Origin of the sequence: Oleiharenicola lentus, from assembly GCF_004118375.1 — a bacterium.
In the GTDB taxonomy this organism is placed as follows: Bacteria; Verrucomicrobiota; Verrucomicrobiia; order Opitutales; family Opitutaceae; genus Lacunisphaera; species Lacunisphaera lenta.
Map to the genome: position 1 here is coordinate 1,469,044 of NZ_SDHX01000001.1, position 20,547 is coordinate 1,489,590.

Annotated in this window: 16 protein-coding genes; 10 read left to right on the plus strand and 6 right to left on the minus strand. The window is 63.3% G+C overall.

Translation table 11 applies throughout. From position 1 onward, the window contains the following. The first annotated feature begins 66 nt into the window (after window positions 1–66). The 10 genes from ESB00_RS06105 (at window position 67) to ESB00_RS06150 (ending at window position 14,947) form a co-directional block, all read left to right on the plus strand. Window positions 67–1,137: an alpha/beta fold hydrolase gene (locus ESB00_RS06105; protein ID WP_129046835.1), complete on the plus strand. Its 1,071-nt coding sequence runs from the start codon at window positions 67–69 to the stop codon at window positions 1,135–1,137. Then, entirely contained in the window at window positions 1,134–3,623 is a 2,490-nt protein-coding gene (gene thrA / locus ESB00_RS06110; RefSeq protein WP_218938690.1) for a bifunctional aspartate kinase/homoserine dehydrogenase I, read from the plus strand. Before ESB00_RS06105 ends, thrA begins: the two co-directional genes overlap by 4 nt. A 356-nt stretch (window positions 3,624–3,979) precedes the next feature. Continuing rightward, entirely contained in the window at window positions 3,980–5,650 is a 1,671-nt protein-coding gene (gene ilvD, locus ESB00_RS06115; RefSeq protein WP_129046836.1) for a dihydroxy-acid dehydratase, read from the plus strand. 36 nt (window positions 5,651–5,686) lie between these two features. Then, window positions 5,687–7,543, plus strand: coding sequence for a biosynthetic-type acetolactate synthase large subunit (gene ilvB, locus ESB00_RS06120; RefSeq protein ID WP_129046837.1), 1,857 nt, complete (start codon window positions 5,687–5,689; stop codon window positions 7,541–7,543). Window positions 7,544–7,555: 12 nt separating this feature from the next. Then, window positions 7,556–8,119 (plus strand): acetolactate synthase small subunit, encoded by a 564-nt coding sequence (gene ilvN / locus ESB00_RS06125; RefSeq protein WP_129046838.1) that lies wholly within the window; start codon window positions 7,556–7,558, stop codon window positions 8,117–8,119. Window positions 8,120–8,167: 48 nt separating this feature from the next. Further along, complete coding sequence (gene ilvC / locus ESB00_RS06130; protein ID WP_129046839.1) at window positions 8,168–9,178, plus strand: ketol-acid reductoisomerase; 1,011 nt, start codon at window positions 8,168–8,170, stop codon at window positions 9,176–9,178. Window positions 9,179–9,402: 224 nt separating this feature from the next. Then, window positions 9,403–11,019 carry a 2-isopropylmalate synthase gene (locus ESB00_RS06135; protein WP_129046840.1) on the plus strand — a complete coding sequence of 539 codons (1,617 nt, stop codon included), beginning with the start codon at window positions 9,403–9,405 and terminating at the stop codon, window positions 11,017–11,019. 3 nt (window positions 11,020–11,022) lie between these two features. After that, window positions 11,023–12,627: a citramalate synthase gene (cimA, locus tag ESB00_RS06140; RefSeq protein ID WP_129046841.1), complete on the plus strand. Its 1,605-nt coding sequence runs from the start codon at window positions 11,023–11,025 to the stop codon at window positions 12,625–12,627. Next, window positions 12,624–13,697, plus strand: a complete 1,074-nt coding sequence (leuB, locus tag ESB00_RS06145) for a 3-isopropylmalate dehydrogenase (protein WP_129046842.1) — start codon at window positions 12,624–12,626, stop codon at window positions 13,695–13,697. The genes cimA and leuB overlap by 4 nt, the downstream gene beginning before the upstream one ends. Window positions 13,698–13,735: 38 nt before the next feature. After that, a complete protein-coding gene (locus tag ESB00_RS06150) occupies window positions 13,736–14,947 on the plus strand; it encodes a pyridoxal phosphate-dependent aminotransferase (RefSeq protein WP_129046843.1) in 1,212 nt (403 codons plus the stop codon). A 78-nt stretch (window positions 14,948–15,025) separates the two neighbouring features. On the opposite strand, the gene ESB00_RS06155 is transcribed toward ESB00_RS06150, so the two are convergent. From ESB00_RS06155 to ESB00_RS06180, 6 genes are all read right to left on the minus strand, one after another. Then, window positions 15,026–15,718: a TorF family putative porin gene (locus tag ESB00_RS06155; RefSeq protein ID WP_164976071.1), complete on the minus strand. Its 693-nt coding sequence runs from the start codon at window positions 15,716–15,718 to the stop codon at window positions 15,026–15,028. Window positions 15,719–15,967: 249 nt separating this feature from the next. Next, complete coding sequence (locus ESB00_RS06160) at window positions 15,968–16,306, minus strand: P-II family nitrogen regulator (protein WP_129046845.1); 339 nt, start codon at window positions 16,304–16,306, stop codon at window positions 15,968–15,970. 21 nt (window positions 16,307–16,327) lie between these two features. Further along, window positions 16,328–17,821: an ammonium transporter gene (locus ESB00_RS06165; RefSeq protein ID WP_129046846.1), complete on the minus strand. Its 1,494-nt coding sequence runs from the start codon at window positions 17,819–17,821 to the stop codon at window positions 16,328–16,330. Window positions 17,822–18,028: 207 nt separating this feature from the next. Next, window positions 18,029–18,571 carry a hypothetical protein gene (locus tag ESB00_RS06170; RefSeq protein WP_129046847.1) on the minus strand — a complete coding sequence of 181 codons (543 nt, stop codon included), beginning with the start codon at window positions 18,569–18,571 and terminating at the stop codon, window positions 18,029–18,031. 20 nt (window positions 18,572–18,591) lie between these two features. Then, a complete protein-coding gene (locus ESB00_RS06175; RefSeq protein WP_129046848.1) occupies window positions 18,592–19,131 on the minus strand; it encodes a hypothetical protein in 540 nt (179 codons plus the stop codon). 30 nt (window positions 19,132–19,161) lie between these two features. Continuing rightward, a complete protein-coding gene (locus ESB00_RS06180) occupies window positions 19,162–20,544 on the minus strand; it encodes a tetratricopeptide repeat protein (protein WP_129046849.1) in 1,383 nt (460 codons plus the stop codon). Between the last annotated feature and the right edge of the window lie 3 nt (window positions 20,545–20,547).

The following is a 20,547-nucleotide window of genomic DNA, read 5'->3' on the forward strand; positions in this document are numbered from 1 at the left end:
GGCGCGGAGACCCACGAAGTTCCGCAGATGGTTGGCTGACGTCGAGGCGATCCCTCCATCGCCTGCATGCCGACTGTAGCCGCGTCACCGCGTATCTTTGAACTGGCTTTGCCCGACCTCGCCCTTGAGCGGGGCGGCATGGTCCGGTCGCACCGTGCGCGCGGTTGGTGGTGGAGCCGCGAGGGCGATACGCCCGAGAGCCTTCAACCCGGTGTGCCCACGGTGTTGCTCATCCATGCGCTGACCGGCAGTGCGCAGGCCGGCGGTCAGGGCGGTTGGTGGGAGCCGGTCATCGGCCCGGGCCGGGCGCTCGATCCGGACCAGTTTCGCATCATCTGCTTCAACAACCTCGGTTCCTGCTACGGCAGCAGTGGCCCGGGTTCGGATGGATTCCCCACGGTGCGCAACCTCGAGCTCACGAGCATCGACATCGCGCGGGCGCAGCTGCTCGCTCTCGACAAGCTCGGCATCACGAAAGTTCACCTCACGACCGGTGGTTCGCTGGGCGGCATGGTGACGCTCACCCTGGCCGCGCTGGCGCCGGCGCGCTTTGAACGGATCCTTCCGCTCGCCACGAGCGTGGCCGCGAGCGCGTGGGTGGTCGGATGGAACCACGTGGCCCGCCAGATCCTGCGGCTCGATCCGGGTTATCCGGACAATATCGGCCGCGGCCTCGAGATCGCCCGCCAGCTCGCCATCCTGACCTACCGTGCCGAACCCGGCCTCGACGTCCGCCAGCCGCGCCCGGCTTTCGCCAATTCCGCCAGCGGCGGATATCCGATCCAGAGCTACCTCGAGCATCAGGGCGCGAAGCTGCGCAACCGTTTCGCCGCGCAGGCCTACGAGCTGCAGCTCGCGACGATGGATCACCACGACCTGTTGCAGCCGTTGCCGGGTGACAACCGGCCCGCGATCAGCCGCGTGCATGCGACGACACTCGTCGTGGATATCGACACCGACCAGCTCTTCACCCCGGCGCAGGCCGAGGTGCTTGCCGGACACCTGCGCAAGGCCGGCGCCCGCGTCGAGCGCGCGACCATGAGCAGCCTGCACGGTCACGACGCCTTCCTGATGGAGTGGGAAACACTCGCACCGATCCTCACCCGTGCCCTGCAACTGGAGGCACCCGCATCATGAGCGAAACCTGGCAGGTTTATAAATTTGGCGGCAGCTCGATCGGAACGCCCGGTCGTCTGCCCAAGGTTCTCGATCTCGTCGCCAGCGCGCCGAAATCGCTCGCGGTCGTCGTATCCGCCCCCGGCGACACTACCGACTGGCTGATCCTGTGCGCGCGTTCCGCCGAGAGCGGCAACATCAGCCAGGCCCGCCGCGAACTCGGCCAGGCCAAGGAACTCGCCACGACCATCGCCCGCACCGTCCTTGGCGGACCGGGCCAGAAGGGTTTCAAATACGACCTCGACGAGATCCTGACCCCGGTCGAGCGCCTGCTCTCCGGCATCGAACTCACCCGCGAGTGCTCGCCGCGCACGCTCGACTCCATCATCTCGGTGGGCGAGCGCATTTCCGTGGCCATCGTTTCCCGTGCCCTATCGGAAAAGGGCGTCAACGCCATCGCCGTGGACGCACGTGACTTTGTCGTCACCGACGCCACGCACGGCGCCGCGACCGTGGACAAGAACGAGACTTCCGCGAAGTTTGCCACCGTGTCCGCGAAGTGGGGCGGCACCGTGCCGATCATCACCGGCTTCATCGGGCGCACGCGCGACGGCCACACCACGACGCTCGGCCGCAACGGCTCCGATTACACCGCCACGCTCGTGGCCGGTCTGCTCAAGGCGAGCGCAGTCACGGTCTGGACCGACGTGCTCGGCGTGATGACCGCCGACCCTGCGCTGGTGCGCGAAGCTGGTCCGGTGGACCGTCTTTCCTACGACGAGGCCCTGGAGCTGGCGTATTTCGGCACGAGAATGTTCCACCCGCGCACGATCATCCCGCTCCGCGAGTGCGGCGCCGCGTTGGTGATCCGCAGCACGACCCAGCCCGAGGCCCCCGGCACGCGCATTGATGCGACCGGCAACCCCGATCCGAACCGTCCGACCTGTGTGACCAGCCTCGAGCGGCTCGCGCTCATCGGCGTGCAGTCGCGCCGCACCGGTCTCAGCAAGCCCGTGGGCGGACGCATTCTCGCCGCGCTCGGCGAGGCCGGCGTGCGCGTTTGGATGACCACCGAGTCCACGCTCGGCCAGTCGTTCTCCGTCGTGATTCCCGAAACCGACGAGCAAAAGGCGAAGCAGAGTATCGCCGAGGCGCTCGTCGCGGAAATCCAGACCGGTGACCTGCGCATCGAGCCTGTGCTGTCGCCCGTGACGATGGTGACGCTCGTTGGTGAGAACATGGGTCGCCGGCCGAACGTCGCGGGCCGTTTCCTCAATTCCATCGGCTCGGCCGGCATCAACGTTCGCGCGCTCGCGCAGGGCGCGTCGGCCCGCAGCATTTCCTGCGTGGTGGACGCCGACCAAACCGCCACGGCCGTGCGCACGGTGCACGGCGCATTCAACCTTTCCCACACCGAGATCAGCGTTCTGCTGCTCGGCAAGGGCGTGGTCGGCGGCTCGCTGCTCAAGCAAATCGACCAGCAGAACAAGACCCTCGGCCGCGAGCATGACGTGCAGATCCGGCTCCTCGGCGTCGGGTCGAGTGGCGGTGTGCTCTTCGACGAACACGGCCTGTCCACCGACAAGGCCGTCGAGCTGCAGAAGTCCGCCGTCGAGGAGGGCAAGACGGTCAAGGACGTGATCTCGCTGCTCGGCAAGCTCGCCCGTCTCCCCAATCCCGTGCTTGTGGACTGTTCCGCCGCGCCGGGCATGGAGAAGGTCTACCTTGCCGCGTTCGACCATGGCGTGAACGTCGTGTCGGCCAACAAGCAACCGCTGGCGCTCCCACAGGCGCAGCGCGACGGGTTGCTCGGCCAAGCGCGTAAACATTTCCGCGCCTACCACTACGAAACCACCGTTGGCGCCGCGCTGCCCGTCATCGAGACGCTCAAGAATCTCGTCCGCACCGGCGACCACGTCATCACGATCGAGGGCGCTTTCTCCGGCACGCTCGGCTACCTGTGCGACCAGCTCGCCAAGGGCACGCCGCTGTCCGTGGCCGTGCGCACCGCCCGCGAACTCGGTTACACCGAGCCTCATCCGCGCGACGATCTCTCCGGTCTCGATGTGGCGCGTAAGGCTGTGATCCTCGCCCGCGAGCTCGGCCTTCGCCTCGACCTGACCGATGTCGGTCTGAAACCCTTTGTGCCCGAGTCGTTCCTCAAGGAGGATGATCCGGAGCAGTTCATGCAGTCGCTGACCCAGCTCGATGCCGAGGTGGCGGCCCGCGTGACCGCCAGCAAGGGGCAGGGGAAACTTCCGCGCTACCTCGCGCGCATCACGCCCGGGGCCGCAGGCGCCAAGGTCACAGTCGGCCCGGTCGAGGTGGACAGCTCGCACCCTGCCGCAGCTCTGCGCGGTGCCGAAGCCTTCGTGGCTTTCCACACTGAGCGTTACAAGGAATACCCGATGGTCGTCCGCGGTGCGGGCGCCGGTGGGGCGGTCACCGCCGCCGGTGTGCTCGCTGACATCCTTCGCCTCGCCCAGAACATACGCGGGCGGGGGTGATAGAGGGGAATTGGGCGCGGCTTTTTACACATCCCGCGCCAAGGTTCCCGAAGATTCTAAAAACTGAGGGTTGACAGCGTTTGTGCCGATACGCACGTTCACCGCTCAATTCTGAAATGTTCAGCGTCGTCGCCATTGCCCTTATTACCGTCGTCCTGGCCCTTGTTGCCGTGGACACAAATTCTACTGGGCGGCTCGCCGAAGTCTCAAACTCCTAAAAGAGAAAACAGAAAAAAGATGAAGCCGCCCACGAAAAGGGCGGCTTTTTTATTCTCCAGCCCTTATGACGCAGACCCTTAAAACCCCATCCTCGCCCTGCCGGAAATGTTCCGGTAGCGTGGAATGACCATTTCCCTATGGATTCCGGCAAACGCCACAGCCACGTAGTCACCGAAGGTCCGAACCGGGCGCCCGCCCGCGCCATGATGAAGGCGGTCGGTTTTACCGATGAGGATCTGAGCAAACCGCTCATCGGCATCGCCAATACCTGGACCGAGATCGGGCCCTGCAATTTCCACCTTCGGTCCCTGGCCGAGCATGTAAAAGCCGGCATCCGTGCCGCCGGTGGCACACCGCTGGAGTTCAACACCGTTTCCATCTCCGATGGCATCACGATGGGCACCGAGGGCATGAAGACCTCGCTCATCAGCCGTGAGCTGATCGCCGACTCCATCGAACTCGTCGCGCGCGGCAACAGCCTCGACGGCCTCGTCTGTCTTTCCTCCTGCGACAAGACCAATCCCGGCGTCATGATGGCGCTCGCGCGTTGCGACATTCCCGGACTCGCCCTTTACGGCGGCTCGATTGATCACGGCCACCACAACGGCAAGGCCCTGACCGTGCAGGACGTGTTCGAGGCCGTCGGTGCGTTCAGCGCGGGCAAAATCGACGCGAAGGAATTCAAGTGCGTCGAGAACGCCGCCTGCCCGACCGCCGGCGCCTGCGGCGGCCAGTTCACCGCCAACACCATGGCGACGATCATGGAGGCCATCGGCATCTCGCCCGTCGGCCTCAACGGTATCCCGGCCACGGCCGAGGAGAAAAACAAGGCCGCCTACCGCTGCGGCGAGCTTGTCATGGAGCTCGTGCGCAAGGACCTTAAGCCCTCGCAGATCATGACGCGACCGGCGTTCGAGAACGCCATCGCGTCGGTTGCGGCTTCCGGCGGCTCGACCAACGCCGTGCTGCACCTGCTCGGTCTCGCCAAGGAAGCCGGTGTGAAACTCACCATCGACGAGTTCGACGCCATCTGCGCGAAGACCCCGACCATCGCCACGCTCAAGCCCGGCGGTCTCTACACCGCCGTCGAGATGCACAAGGCCGGCGGCATCTCGCTGCTTCTGCGCCGTCTCTTCGAGGGCGGTTACCTCAAGGGTGATTGCATCACCGTCACCGGGCAAACGCTCGGCGAGGCCGTGAGGAACGCTCCCGAGACCCCGGGCCAGCAGGTCATCCGCCCGACCGACAAGGCCTTCAAACCCACCGGTGGCCTCGTCATCCTCCGCGGCAATCTCGCCGAAGAGGGCTGCGTGCTCAAGGTCGCCGGCAGCTCGCGCGAAAAGATCACGGGCCCGGCCCGCGTTTTCGAGAACGAGGAATCCGCCATGGCCGCCGCCAACGCCCAGCAGATCAAGGCCGGCGACGTGGTTGTCATCCGCTACGAGGGGCCCAAGGGCGGTCCCGGCATGCGCGAGATGCTTGGCGTGACCGCCGCGCTGGCGGGGCAGGGGCTGGCCGACTCGGTCGCGCTGCTCACCGACGGACGTTTCTCCGGCGCGACGCGCGGCTTTTCCATCGGCCACGTGGCGCCTGAGGCGTTCGTGGGCGGTCTCATCGCCTTCGTGAAGGAGGGCGACACCATAGAAATCGATGTGCCTGCGCGCAAACTGCAGGTCGCCATCGCCCCCGATGAACTCGCCCGCCGCAAGGCCGGCTGGAAGGCCCCGGCTCCGCGCTACGCACGCGGCGTCATGGCCAAATACGCCAACACCGTTTCGTCGGCCTCCGTCGGCGCCGTCACCTCCTAACCTTTAGACACCCACCCCAAAAATCAGGGAACACTCATGAAAAAACTCACCGGAGCAGAAATCGTTTGGGAATGCCTTCAGCGGGAGGGCGTCGATGTCGTGTTCGGTTATCCGGGCGGCGCCATTTTGCCGACCTACGACGCGATGACCAAATACCCCAAGATCCACCATGTGCTCGTCCGCCACGAGCAGGGCGCCACGCACATGGCCGACGGCTATGCGCGCGCCAGCGGCAAGGTCGGTGTCGCGATCGCGACCTCCGGCCCGGGTGCGACCAACATGGTCACCGGCATCGCCACCGCGATGATGGACTCGTCCCCGATCGTGTGCATCACCGGCCAGGTGGGCTCCAAGGCGATCGGCACGGACGCCTTCCAGGAGACCGACGTGACGGGCGTCACGCTGCCGATCACCAAGCACAATTACCTCGTCACCAAGCCCGGCGACATCGCCCGTGCCATCCGCGAGGCGTTCTACATCGCGAAGAGCGGACGCCCCGGCCCCGTGCTCGTGGACATCACCAAGGACGCGCAGCAGCTCACCGCCGACTTCGACTGGGATGCGGCCGAGCCCAAGCTGCCCGGTTACCGCCCGAACCACACGGCCCCGGCCTCCGAATACACCAAGGCCGCCGAGCTGATCAATTCCGCCAAGCGCCCGCTCATCCTCGCCGGCCAGGGCATCATCAAGTCCGGCGCCACCGCCGAGGTGCTCGCGCTCGCCAAGCAGGCCAACATTCCGATCACCACGACGCTGCTCGGCATCGGCGCCATCCCGGCCTCCTCCGATTTGAACCTCGGCATGATGGGCATGCATGGCGAGGCCTGGGTCAACCAGGCGATCCAGCAGGCCGACCTGCTGATCGCACTCGGTATGCGCTTCGACGACCGCGTGACCGGCAACCTCAAGACCTACGCGCTCAACGCGAAGAAGATCCACGTCGAGATCGACCCGACCGAGGTGAACAAGAACGTTCCGGTGGACGTTGCCCTCATCGGCGACCTCAAGGAGGTCCTTGGCGAGCTCACTCCGCAGGTGAAGAAGTCCGACCACGCCGACTGGTGGGCCGCCATCGCCGTCAACCGTGGCGACTCGGCGGTGCGCGACATCAAGAACCTGCCGGACAGCGGCCACCTTTACGCCGCGCATGTGATCAACGACATCTGGCGTTTGACGCAGAAGCGCGACACCATCGTCGTGACCGACGTGGGCCAGCACCAGATGTGGGAAGCGCAGTATTTCCACCACGACAAGCCCCGCTCGCTCATCACCTCGGGTGGCCTCGGCACCATGGGCTTCGCCCTGCCGGCGGCCATCGGCGCCAAGTTCGCCTGCCCTGAGAAGGACGTGTGGGTCGTCGTCGGCGACGGCGGTTTCCAGATGACTTCCTGCGAACTGGCCACGGCCGAGCAGGAAGGGATCAAGGTCAACGTCGCGATCATCAACAACGCGTTCCTCGGCATGGTGCGCCAGTGGCAGGAGTTTTTCTACGACAAGCGCTACGCCGCCACGCCGATGACCGGCCCCGACTTCGTGAAGCTCGCCGAGGCCTACCGCCTCACCGGCCTGCGCTGCAACCAGCGTCCCGACGTCGCCGAGACAGTGAAAAAGACCCTTGCTGACAAGAAGACCGTCGTCATCGACTTCGTGGTCGAGAAGGAAGACACGGTGTTCCCGATGGTTCCCGCCGGCGCCGACCTCGACAAGATGATCCGCCGCCCGAAGCAGGACGTGATGCTCGAGTCCGGCTCCGACAAAGAGTGGGAGATGCCCACTTCGCCGCTGCCGAACGTCTTCACCGAGAAAAAGGTCGAAGCCAAGGCCCTCAACGGTCGCGGCAAAGCCGCGCCGGCCCGCAAGGCCGCCAAACCCGCGAAGTCCAACCGCCGCTAACTCCCTACCGTCATGGCCAAACATACCCTCATCGCCTATGTGGAAGACGTGCCCGGCGTGCTCAACCGCGTCGCCTCGCTCTTCCGTCGCCGCAACTTCAACATCGATTCGCTCACGGTCGGCGGCACCGACAAGCCCGGCGTTTCCCGCCTGACGGTTGTCGTTGAGACCACCGAGGCCGGTGCCCGCATCGTCGAGGCCAATCTCTACAAGCTGGTCAACGTGCTGCGCGTGGACGACCTCACCCACAAGGCCTCGCTCACCCGCGAGCTGGGCCTGGTGAAGGTCAAGGTCACCCCCGAGACCCGCGCCCAGATCCTCCAGCTCGTCGATGTCTTCCGCGCCCGCGTGGTGGACGTGGATGAGAAGACGATCACCGCCGAAGTCACCGGCACGCCCGAGAAGATCGCCAAGTTCGAGCTGATCCTGCGCCCCTACGGTATCGCTGAGATGGTTCGCACCGGCGCCGTCTCCATGGCCCGCGGCCACGAGCCAGTCTCGTCCGCTCCGCCGCTCGTGCGCACGGCCGACTCCGATCATCACCACGACACCTCCGGTCTCTCGATGTCCGTTTAATCTCCCGATCTCCGAACTCCGAATCACTAACTCCCAATTTATATCACCATGGCTAAAATCTACTACGACAAGGACGCGAATCTCTCGCTCATCCGCGGCAAGAACGTCGCGATCATCGGCTACGGCTCCCAGGGCCACGCCCATGCGCTCAACCTCAAGGACAGCGGCGTGAAGGTCCGCGTCGGTCTCTCCAAGAAGAGCAAGTCCGTCGCCAAGGCCAAGAAGGCCGGCCTCACCGTCGGCGAAGTGTCCGAGGTCGCCGCCTGGGCCGATGTCATCATGATCCTCGTGCCGGACCACGTCCAGGCCCGCCTCTATCGCGAGGAGATCGCCCCGCACCTGACCGCCGGCAAGATGCTGATGTTCGCCCACGGCTTCAACATCCGCTTCAAGGGCATCGTTCCGCCCAAGAACGTGGATGTGACCATGATCGCCCCGAAGTCCCCCGGCCACCGCGTGCGCGAGGTGTTCCAGGAGGGCGGCGGCGTCCCCGGCCTCATCGCCGTCTATCAGAACGCCACCGGCAACGCCAAGAAGCTCGCGCTGTCCTACGGCCGCGGCATCGGCTGCACCCGCGCCGGCGTGCTCGAGACCACCTTCAAGGAAGAGACCGAGACCGACCTGTTCGGCGAGCAGGCCGTGCTGTGCGGCGGCTGCGCCGAGCTCGTCAAGGCCGGCTTCAAGACCCTCGTGGACGCGGGCTACCAGCCCGAGATCGCCTACTTCGAGTGCATGCACGAGCTTAAGCTCATCGTGGACCTGATGTATCGCGGCGGCCTCAACTACATGCGTTACTCCGTCTCGGACACCGCCGAGTGGGGCGACTATGTGACCGGCCCGCGCATCATCACCAAGCAGACCCAGAAGGAGATGAAAAAGGTCCTCAAGGACATCACCGACGGCAAGTTCGCCAAGCGCTTCATCGACGAGAACAACAAGTATGGCCGCAAGACCATGACCAAGTTCCGCAACAAGGAGCGCGGCCAGCAGATCGAGGTCGTCGGCGCCAAGCTGCGCGCGATGATGCCGTTCCTGAATCCGGTCGTCATCTCGAAGTGACCGGAAAGTGAGAGTGTAACATGACCCAGCGCGCTTCCAGTCACTGCTCCAACGCCTCCTCTCGGGCGATGGGGCAGGGCATGGGCGCACGGGGTCTTCGACTGCGACTTAGCCGGGAGCTGTCGCTTGGTTTCATGGCTTATCACCCTGAGACTGGCGGCCAGCTCCTGCCTGGTTCATCCGTTGTCGTCTAACCACTAACCAGTCCGAACACTCTTACTTTCATGAACACTTCAGCCCAGAATTACGTCAGAATCTTCGACACCAGCCTTCGCGACGGCGAGCAGGCGCCCGGGGCTTCCATGACCTCGGCCGAAAAGCTCGAGGTCGCCCGTGCGCTGGCCCGCCTGGGCGTGGACGTCATCGAGGCCGGATTTCCCGCCGCCTCGCCCGACGATCTCGCGGCAGTGCAGACCATCGCCGCCGAGGTGGGGCAGACTTCCGTGGCCGGCCGCCCGCAAGCCGAGCCGCCGATCATCTGCGGCCTCGCCCGCTGCACCAAGAACGACATCGATGCCGCCTGGCAGGGCGTCAAGGGTGCCAAGCACCCCCGCATCCACACGTTTCTCGCCACGAGCGACCTGCACCTCAAGCACAAGCTCCGGATGACGCGCGAGGAGATGACGGCCAAGGCGGTCGAGATGGTCACCTACGCCCGTTCGCTGTGCGCCGACATCGAGTTCTCCCCGGAGGACGCCGGACGCAGCGACCCGGAATTTCTCTACAAGGTGCTGGAAGCTGTCATCAAGGCCGGCGCCACCACGCTCAACATCCCGGACACCGTCGGCTATACGATGCCCGACGAGTTCGGTGCCCTTATTGCCGGCATCATCAAAAATACCCCGGGCGCGAAGGACGTGATCATCTCCGTGCATTGCCACGACGACCTTGGCCTTGCGGTGGCCAACTCCGTCGCCGGCCTCCGTGCCGGCGCCCGTCAGGCGGAGTGCACCATCAACGGCATCGGCGAGCGCGCGGGCAACGCGTCGCTCGAGGAGATCGTCATGGCGCTGCGCACCCGCGCCGACAAAATCGGCCTGCAGACCGGCATCGACGCCACCCAGCTCTGCCGCACGAGCAAGCTCGTTTCCCGCAGCACCAGCTACCCGGTGCCGCCCAACAAGTCCATCGTCGGGGCCAACGCCTTTGCCCACGAGTCCGGCATCCACCAGGACGGCATGATCAAGAACGCGCAGACCTACGAGATCATGCGTCCGGAGGACGTCGGTGCGACGCAAACCATGCTCGTGCTGGGCAAACACTCGGGCCGCGCGGCGTTTTCCAAGCGCCTCGCCGAGCTGGGCTATCCGCTCGAGGGCGACGCGCTGCTCAAGGCCTTCAACGAATTCAAGAAGCTCGCCGACCGCAAGAAGGCCGTGCTTGATGCCGATCTGATCACCCTCGCTTCCGACGAGCGTGCCACCGTGCCCGAACTCTGGGCGTTGGAGACACTCCAGGTCGTCTGCGGCACGACCGGCCTGCCCACCGCGACGGTCCGCCTGCGCGACCCGGACGGAAAGACGCACGTCAAGGCCTGCGTCGGCACCGGTCCGGTGGATGCCACCTACAAGGCGATCGACGCCATCGTGAAAGTGCCGGTCAAGCTGCTCGAGTTCGGCATCAACGGCGTCACCGAGGGCATCGACGCCCTCGCCGAGGCCAGCGTGCGTGTGCGGCACGATGAACAGCGCTCCAGCCACGGCCACGGCGCCGACACCGACATCGTGGTGGCGAGCGCCAAGGCCTACGTGGCCGCGATCAATCACGTGCTCTCGCGCCACACCAACGTCCGCGCGCAGCACCCGCAGAAGACCGTCGAGACCCCGGAGGTCCGCGCCTGATTTATGTCCAACGCCCAGCCCAGTCACATCGAGATCTTCGACACCACGCTTCGCGACGGGGGTCAGACCGAGGGCATTTCCTACTCGGTCGACGACAAGCTGCGCATTGCGCGGAAACTCGACGAGCTGGGCGTGGCGTTCATCGAGGGCGGCTGGCCTGGCTCGAACCCCAAGGACGCGCTGTTCTTCGAGCAGGCGCGCAAGGAGAAGTGGACGCACGCCAAGATCGTGGCCTTCGGCGCGACCCGCCGGGCCAAGTTCAAACCGGAAGAAGATCCGAGCGTCCGCGCTCTGGTCGATGCCGGCACCGAGGTGTGCTGCATCTTCGGCAAGTCGTCCGTGCTGCAAGTCGAGGAGGTGCTGCGCACCACACTCGAGGAGAACCTCCGGATGATCGAGGAGACCGTCGCCTACCTGCGTTCGCAGGGAAAGCGCGTGATCTACGACGGCGAGCACTTCTTCGACGGTTTCGATCGGAATCCCGATTACGCCCTGAAATGCCTCGGCGCCGCCCACAAGGGTGGGGCGGAGACACTCGTGCTGTGTGACACCAACGGCGGTCATCTCCCTTGGGAAGTCGCGGCCACCGTGCAGGCCGTGCAGAAACACTTCGGCCCGGGCGTGCGCGTCGGCATCCACTTGCACGACGACACCGGTTGCGGCGTGGCCAGCAGCGTTGCGGCGATCCATGCCGGCGCGGTGCATGTGCAGGGCACGATCAACGGTTACGGCGAACGTTGCGGTAACGCCAACCTCTGCGTTGTCATTCCGAACATTGAGCTGAAGCTCAAGCTGCGCGCGCTGCCGGCGGGACACTTGGCCCGTTTGCATGAAGTGGCGGCGTTTGTGGCCGAGGTGGCGAATCTCGCGCCGGCGAACCAGATGGCCTACGTCGGTTATAGCGCCTTCGCGCACAAGGCCGGCGTGCACGTTTCGGCGATGCAGCGGCATCCCGACGCCTACCAGCACATCGATCCTAAGCTCGTCGGCAACGAGATGCGCGTCGTGGTGAGCGAACTTTCCGGCCGTTCCAACATCGTGGAGAAGGCGACCGAACTCGGCCTGACCGGGCTCGACGACAAGCTTGGTGCGAAAGTCGTCGAACTCATCAAGGCCAAGGAACACGAGGGATTCTCCTACGAGGCGGCGGAGGCCAGTGTCGCGCTGCTTGTGCGCCGCCTCACGACGGGTTACCAGCCGCTGTTCACGCTGCTCGATTATCGCGGCATGGTCAGCCGCCACGGCGATCGCCAGGCGGCCGAGGCCACGATCAAGCTCACCGTCCAGGGCCGCGAGGTCCACATGGTGGCCGAAGGCAATGGCCCGGTGAACGCCTTCGACACGGCCTTGCGGAAGGCGTTGCATCCTTTCTTCCCGCAGGTTGATCAGATCCAGCTGGCCGACTACAAGGTACGCATCCTCAACAGCAATTCCGGCACCGGTGCCATCACTCGCGTGCTGATCGACTGGCACGACGGCAGTGAGCGCCGCTGGAGCACGGTCGGCGCTGGCACCAACATCCTCGACGCCACCTGGCTGGCACTCGCGGACGGCTACGAATATGCGCTGACCGAGGCGGCCGCGCACAAGAAGGAAGTTTCCGCATGAACGCCAATATCGTCCTGTTGCCGGGTGACGGCATCGGTCCTGAAGTCGTCAATGAAGCCCGCCTCGTCCTCGACGCGGTGGCCAAGCTCTTCGGGCACAGCTTCTCTTATTCCACGCATCTGCTCGGTGGCTGCGCCATCGACGCGACCGGCACCGCCATGCCTGACGCCACGCTCAAGGCCTGCCAGGCGGCCGATGCCGTGCTGCTCGGTGCCGTCGGCGGCCCGAAATGGGACGATCCGCAGGCCAAGGTGCGTCCGGAGCAGGGTCTGCTTGCCATCCGCAAGGGCCTTGGCCTTTACGCGAATCTTCGCCCGGTAAAGGCGATCCCGTCGCTGGCGAAGCTGTCTCCGCTCAAACCCGAGCGTGTGGCCGGCGTGGATTTCATTGTCATCCGCGAGCTGACCGGCGGCCTGTATTTCGGCCAGCCGAAAGGTCGCAGCACGACGCCCGAGGGCGGCGAGCAGGCCGTGGACACGCTCGTCTATACCGACGTTGAGATCCGACGGATTGTGCGTCTGGCATTCGAGCTCGCGCGCAACCGCCGCAAGCTCGTCACCTCGATCGACAAGGCCAACGTGCTCGAATCGTCCCGCCTCTGGCGCAAGATCGCCATGGAGGTCGGCAAGGAGTTCCCCGATGTTAAGCTGGAGCACCAGCTCGTGGATTCCGCCGCCATGCGCCTCGTGACGCACGCCGCGCAGTTCGACGTGATCGTGACCGAGAACATGTTTGGCGACATTTTGACCGACGAGGCCGCCGTGCTGGCCGGTTCGCTCGGTCTGCTCCCCAGCGCCTCGCTTGGCGCCGGCAAGCTGGGTCTTTACGAGCCCATCCACGGCTCGGCGCCCGACATCGCGGGCAAGGGAATCGCCAACCCCACGGGCACCATCCTTTCCGCCGCCATGCTGCTGCGTCACTCCCTCGGTTTGGAGGCCGAGGCCCGAGCTATTGAGGCGGCCGTGAGCGCCGCCATTGACGAAGGCATCCACACCGGCGACCTCGGTGCGGCCAAGCCAGTCAACACGACCCAAATGGGCGATGCAGTCCGCGCACGCCTCAAACGCTAAGCCAACGGCCTTGATGGCCGATCTAAACTCTCCCTTCCATGTCTTCCTCCTCCAATCAGCCGCCACTCGACACGACCCGCTTCATCGCGCGTCATGTGGCCGGTCTGCGCCGCTCCGGTATCCGAGACTTCTTTGAACTGGTCGCGAAGACCGACGGCGTCATCTCACTCGGTATCGGCGAACCTGATTTTGACACCCCTGAACCCATCCGCAATGCCGTGAAAACGGCGATGGACACGGGCAAGACCCATTACACCTCCAACCTTGGTCAGCCCGACCTCCGCAAGGAGATCAGCCGCTACGTCGAAGGTTACTTCCATGTGCCTTACAGCTGGGAAGACGAAATCCTCGTGACCGTTGGCGTCTCCGAAGCGCTCGACCTGGCCCTGCGCGCCCTGCTCAACCCGGGCGACAAGGTGCTTTATCACCAGCCTTGCTACGTCTCCTATGCCCCGACCGTTGAACTCGTGCATGGCGTCGGTGTGCCCGTGGCGACCAGCGCGGCCGAGCAGTTCTCGCTCGATGAGCCCGCCCTGCGCGCGGCCTGGCAGCCCGGCTGCAAGCTGCTGCTCCTGAACCTGCCCTGCAATCCGACGGGCGGCGTCTGCTCCAAGGAGCAGCTGGAGCGCATCGCGAAATTCGCCATCGAGAAGGACCTAATCGTGATCAGCGACGAGATCTACTCGGAGCTGATCTTCGAGGGCACACACACCAGCATTGCCAGCCTGCCCGGCATGCGTGAGCGCACGCTGCTGCTGCACGGTTTTTCCAAAGCTTTTGCGATGACCGGCTTCCGCTTGGGCTACGCCTGCGGCCCGGCGCCGCTGATCGAGGCCATGATGAAGGTGCACCAGTATTCCATGCTGTGCGCCCCGAGCATCAGCCAGGAAGGTGCGCTCGCCGCGCTGCGTCTGGGTGATGATGCCACGAAGTTCATGCGCGACCGCTACCGCGAGCGCCGCGACCTGTTTGTCCGCCGCATCAACGCGGCCGGCATCAAATGCCATGCGCCGCGCGGCTCGTTCTATGCCTTTCCCTCGATCGTTTCGACCGGGCTGGACGAGGGTGAGTTCGCTCGCCGGTTGCTGACGGAGTTCAAGGTCGCGGTGGTGCCTGGCACGGCCTTTGGCGATGCCGGCAAGGGGCACGTGCGAGCCTGCTTCACGGCGAACGAGCAGAAGCTCAACGCCGCTTGCGACCGCATCGAGCAGATGCTCGCGTCGCTCGGTCGCAGCAAGGCCTCGGCCTGAAGACTGTTTTAGCCAAGCAAAAGCCCGTCCCCGCGTGAGCAGGGACGGGCTTTTTTTCAAACTCTGCTAAGCCGGAGCTTAGAAGGTGTAGCTGAAGCCGACATTGGCCCAGGCGTGGTTGTCCTCCACGCCATCGAGGTCGTGAGAGGCCCAGTTCACGCCGAGAGTCAGCGAAGCGGCGTCGCTCAGCTTGTAGGGCAGGGCAAGACCGGCGCTGTAGTAGGTGTAACCGTCGCCGCCGTCAGGTTTGGCATGGCCGAGCGAAGCGGTGAAACTCAGCGACACGGTGTCGTTGACCGGAATGCTGTAGCCGAGGTTACCCTGGACGGTGACGACATCGAGGGTGAAGTCGTTGTAGAGGTAGAGACCGAGGTTCACGCCCTCGACGCTGCCGGTGATGCCGGCGTAGCCCTCGAAGGTGGCCTCATCGGCACCGGGGACATCAAGGCCGGGGTAGTGATAGACGGTGGCACCGACATCAAGGCTAACGCTGTCGGACAGCTTCAAGCCGTAGCCAGCGTAGTAATCGACTTCGGCCTCATAACCGCGATCGGCGGGAAGGCTGCTCCAGACTCCAATGTAGAAGTCACCCGTGGTGAGCTTGATCGAGGGCTGGAAGGCGCCCTCGGCATACTCGATGCCACGGAAAACATACTTGGTGGCGTAAGAGAAGTCCGCCGTGACGTTGTAGGACGAGGCCGGTGCGGATTCGTCAGCGCTGAGCGAGGCGCCGGTGAGGAGCGCCGCGAGGATCAATGCAGTCTTTTTCATGTGTAGGTTTGGTGTTTGGTAGGGATTGGTTGGGTCCCGTTCCGAGCGGACACCGATTTGTAAAGCCGGTGCCATCGGAATGGAATTATTCCTTGGAAAGCACTCCCTAGGCCAAGCCATGAGTCAAATTCATGTCCGGGTATCAGTCAGGTCTTTGGGGGAATCTGGCGGATCTTATAAAACAAACCCCGTCAACGTCATACGACGTTAACGGGGCTGTTTGGTGCTGGTGTGTGTGCGGGAAGCTACTTACAGGGCGGAATCACCGCGCTCGTCGGTGCGGATACGGAGGACTTCCTCCAGTGGCACGACGAAGATCTTGCCGTCGCCGATCTTGCCGGTCTTGGCGCCCTTGGAGATGGCTTCGACAACCTTGGCGACCTGGTCGGAGGCCACTGCGACCTCAATTTTCACCTTGGGCAGAAAGTCCACGGTGTATTCGCTGCCGCGATAGATCTCGGTGTGGCCCTTCTGGCGGCCGAACCCCTTGACCTCGGAAACAGTCATGCCCTCGATGCCGACTTGGGAAAGAGCCTCTTTCACCTCGTCGAGTTTGAAGGGTTTGATGATGGCTACGATGAGTTTCATGGGAGATTTCTGGGTGGTGGATTACTTGTGGGCGGAGGTGAAGTCCGGATAGGCTTCGTTGCCGTGCTCTCCGATATCCAAGCCTTCGGTCTCCTCTTCGGCGGTCACACGAATACCGGTGACGGCCTTGAGAACATACCAGACGACGAGGGAGGCAGGGAAAACAAAGGCTCCGACGAGCAGGACGCCTTTGAGCTGGGCGAGAAATTGACCGCCCGCGGTCAGGCCCGTATCGAGTGCGGCAACCGACTTGGCGATGTCGGTGCTGTAGAAAAGGCCCAAGGCGAGCGTGCCCCAGATGCCGTTGACCAGATGGACCGAGAGGGCGCCGACCGGATCGTCGAGCTTGACCTTGTCGAAGAAGATTACGGCCAGAACTACGGCGACACCGCCAATAAACCCGATGATGGCTCCGGATGTAATGGTCACGAAGGCGCAAGGGGCGGTGATGGCGACCAAACCGGCCAAGCAGCCGTTGAGCACCATGGAGAAATCGGGCTTCTTGAGGAGCACCCAAGCCGTGATCAGGGCACCGAGAGTGCCGGTGCAGGCGGCAATGTTGGTGTTGACCAGGACGTGAGCGATTGCCGAACCGTCCATGGCAGCCATGGTTGAGCCCGGGTTGAAACCGAACCAGCCGAGCCAGAGAATAAGGACACCCAAAGCGGCGGATGTCATGTTGTGGCCGGGAATGGGTTGAATCTTGCCGTTCTTGAACTTGCCCAAGCGGGGACCAAGCACGATCACACCGGCCAAAGCCGCCCAACCGCCCACCGAGTGGACCACGGTGGAGCCGGCGAAGTCACGGAAGTTTCCAAAAAACGCGGTAATTCCTGATTCAGTGGGGGTGGAACCAAGGATGCCCGCGCCCCAGATCCAGTGACCGGAGATGGGATAAATCACCGCCACTAGAATCAGACTGAACCAAATAAAAGAACTGAACTTGATGCGCTCGGCCACGGCGCCGGATACGATAGTTGCTGCAGTGCCGGCGAAAACCAACTGGAAGAAAAATTTGGCCCAGAGAGGTACCGGAGTCCAGTTGATGGCACTGTAAACACCCTCATAAGTTGCGGTGGAAAATGGGTTCATCGAGGCATAGGCCGAACCCAAGGCCGGGGAATTGTCCGCGCCACTGACAAAGAACAGACCCGAGGTTCCGAGCCACGGAGTGCCGTCTCCGAACATCAGGCCCCAGCCGATGACGTAAAATGAAAGCGTTGAAAGGGCAAAAACCACGAAGTTCTTCGCCAGAATGTTCACGCAGTTCTTTGCTTGGCAGAGTCCAGACTCGACGAGGGCGAAACCGGCATTCATCCAGAACACCAACATGCCGGCGACGAGCACCCAGACGGTGTCCAAGCCCACGCGCAAGGCGCTGAGGGCGGCGGGATCAATGGCGGCGGGGGCGGCTGGTGCGGCGTCCTGGGCCCAGGCGGGGCAGAAGAATCCCGCGAGAGCCAAGCCGCTTACCAAACCGAACAATAAGCGCGTAGGCTTCGATAGTTTGATCATAATGATGCAGTGATTAGGTGCTGTGTGTGGTGTGCGAACAACGGGCTGCATGCTGCGAGACGACGCCAGCAAGGCCGCCTATACTTAGCACAGCTTGTGCCAATGGCCCGAAGGACAGGGCCGGAGAAATTCCCTTCACTTGTGCTTGGGCCACGAAAATAAAAAAGCCGCACCTTTCCGGGTGCGGCTTGGGGAATGCAATAGCGCTCAGTTCGCCGGAAGGGGCGGCGGCGGAGGCAGGGTGGCGACCGAAGTGTCTGCGACTCTCTTTCCGGTGCGTTCGACCATGCGCTGGATCTCGATCTCGGCGTTGCGCCGCGCGATCTTGTCGAGCTCGACCTGCTTGGCGAGGTCGAAGGTCTCGCGGTTCAGCTTTTCCTTGTTGGAGCGGGCCTGGGAGATGGCGATTTCCAGATCACCGACCTCCTTGGCGAGCTTGTCGGCCTGAGTGTTGTAATCGGCGGTCTCGTTGCGCAATTGGGTCATGACGGCCTGATACTCGTCTTCCTTCTTCTTGGCCTTGGCCGCTTCCTCGGCCTCACGTTCGCGCTGGCGGCGAACGGCATCCTCGGTGGCCTTGTCCTCGATTTCCTTCTTGCGCTTGGCCTCTTCAGCGTCGGCCAAGGCCTTGGCTTCTGCCTGCGTCTTGGCCTTGGCGTTCATCTGCTCGACGGCGCCGAGGTAGAAGAACACGAAGATACCCAGCATGATGCCGGGAATTACGATATAGGTGAGCAAAGTCTTCTTCATGGTGGTGCGAATGTGATGGGTCAGCCCTTCTTGGCGGCGGCAGCGGCGGCGGCAGCGGCGGCGGCGCGCGCCTTTTCGGCTTGGTCGATCTTTTCCAGCAGGTCGTGGTAGTACTTTACGTTGGCCTCAGCCTGCTTGACGTAATTTTTTAGGAAGGCCTGTTCATCAAGAAGCGTCTTCTTCTGGCCTTCGATCTTGGTGATCTCCTCCTGGACTTCTTCCAAGTCCTTCTTGAGGCGTCGGGCCTGATCAGCGAGCTTGTTGCGGTCGCTGAACGTGCGCTCACGCTTGTCTTCGGCGGTCTGCCGGGCGACGCGTTTCTCCTCATCGAGCTTTTCCTTGGCTTCACGTTCGGCCTTGCGCTTCGCCTGGGCTTCAATGGCGGCCTGAATCGCCTTCTCGCGATTCACGATCTCAAGCTGGGCTTTCGCCTTCTTCTCGTCCTCGATCTTCTGCTTCGCCAGAATGATCTTGGCCTCGTAGCCCTTGGAGAAGTTGTGAAAGAACCCGTAGAATACCGCGAGGGCGATCAGGGGTATGATGATGTAGACTTTGTTCATGGTTCGGGTGCTGCGCTGTTGGAAGTGGGGTTAGGAACTCTTTTTCTTGGCCTCGCGGTCCTTGATGATCTCCTCGAGGGCTTTCTCCATGTTCTGGCCGTCGCGCAGACCTTCGGGGAACTCCTTGGCTTTGCGGGCGGCGGAAAGGGCTTCGTCGTATTTCTGGAGGGAGTAGGCGGTGAAGGCCAAGGAGAGGTAGGCCTGATAGGGCTTGCTCAAGTTACCCTTGGCAATGGCAGCCTGCAGGTGGGTAAAAGCCTCGGCCTGCTTGTCAATTGAGGTATAGAGATTGGCAACTTGCAGCTCGAGTTGGCCGGATTGGGGGAATGCCTTGGTGGCTTGCTTGAGCGCGTCGATACCCTTCAGGGGCCGCTGTAGCTGCTGATAGCAAAGTGCAAGCAACTCCCAGTTTTTGGGGTCACTCTCAATTTTGCCGGAGCCCAACCCCGCCTCAAGCAACTCGGCGGCCTTCTCATACTGGGCAATGTTGAAGTAGATACCGACCAGATTGTAGTGGTCTTTCGGCGTGTTCATGAACCCATGGGACTGGGCGCGCTCGATGGAAACGATGCTCCGTAGGCTGTAGGACTGGGCTTTGGCGGCGTTTTTGCCGTCCTGCGTGGAGGCCAGATTGAGATAAATACCAGCCAGCTGCTGCCAGTAGGTGGAGCTGTCGGGCTTGATCTTGACCAGCAATTCCAGCAGTTCGGCGGCCTCGGCATTGCGATCAAGCTGCTGCAGGCACACCAGCTTAAGCACATAGAAAGTGTCACGCGGGCGGTTGGTCAGCAGGAGGCCAATATCAACCTGATCCAAGGCGCGTTTGATAAGGGGTAGATCAGGTTTCTCAGGATTCTGCATGCCTCGGCTGAGCAGGAGCTGAGCGTAGAGAAGCTGGGCATCAGCGGTTGTCTCCTTGGCGATTTTCAACCACTTGTCCATGTAACGGTCCGCCTTCTCCATGTGGGAGGCGGCCAGAGTGGCATTCTTGGTGTTGTTTGCCTCCTGGAAGTAGAGCTGAACGAGATAGTAATAGAGCTCCTTGGTAACTCGTTCGTCGAAGTAGGTCGGGGTCTTGGCTTCGGAAAGGAGCAGGCTCTTTTCCATCGGTTCGATCGCTTTGGCGAATTCACCCTGCTGGAGGAAGATCTGCAGGCGATACTGGTGGATCAGGGCGGCGTCGTAGCTGTCCGGTGCCACCTTGGCCATCAGGCCGTTGAGAACGTTGTGCGCTTCAGCGTAGTTCGCCGGCTTGGCGTCCATCGCGGCCTTGTACTTGATGAGGCCCTCGGCGGTATCGTCGGACGGACTGTAGTTGCGCTCGGGTTGTTGGGCGAGCGTGACGGACACCATCACCAACGCGGCAAAAGCGAGCGTGAGGCGACGGAACAGAGTGGGGGAAGAGGGAAGCATGAC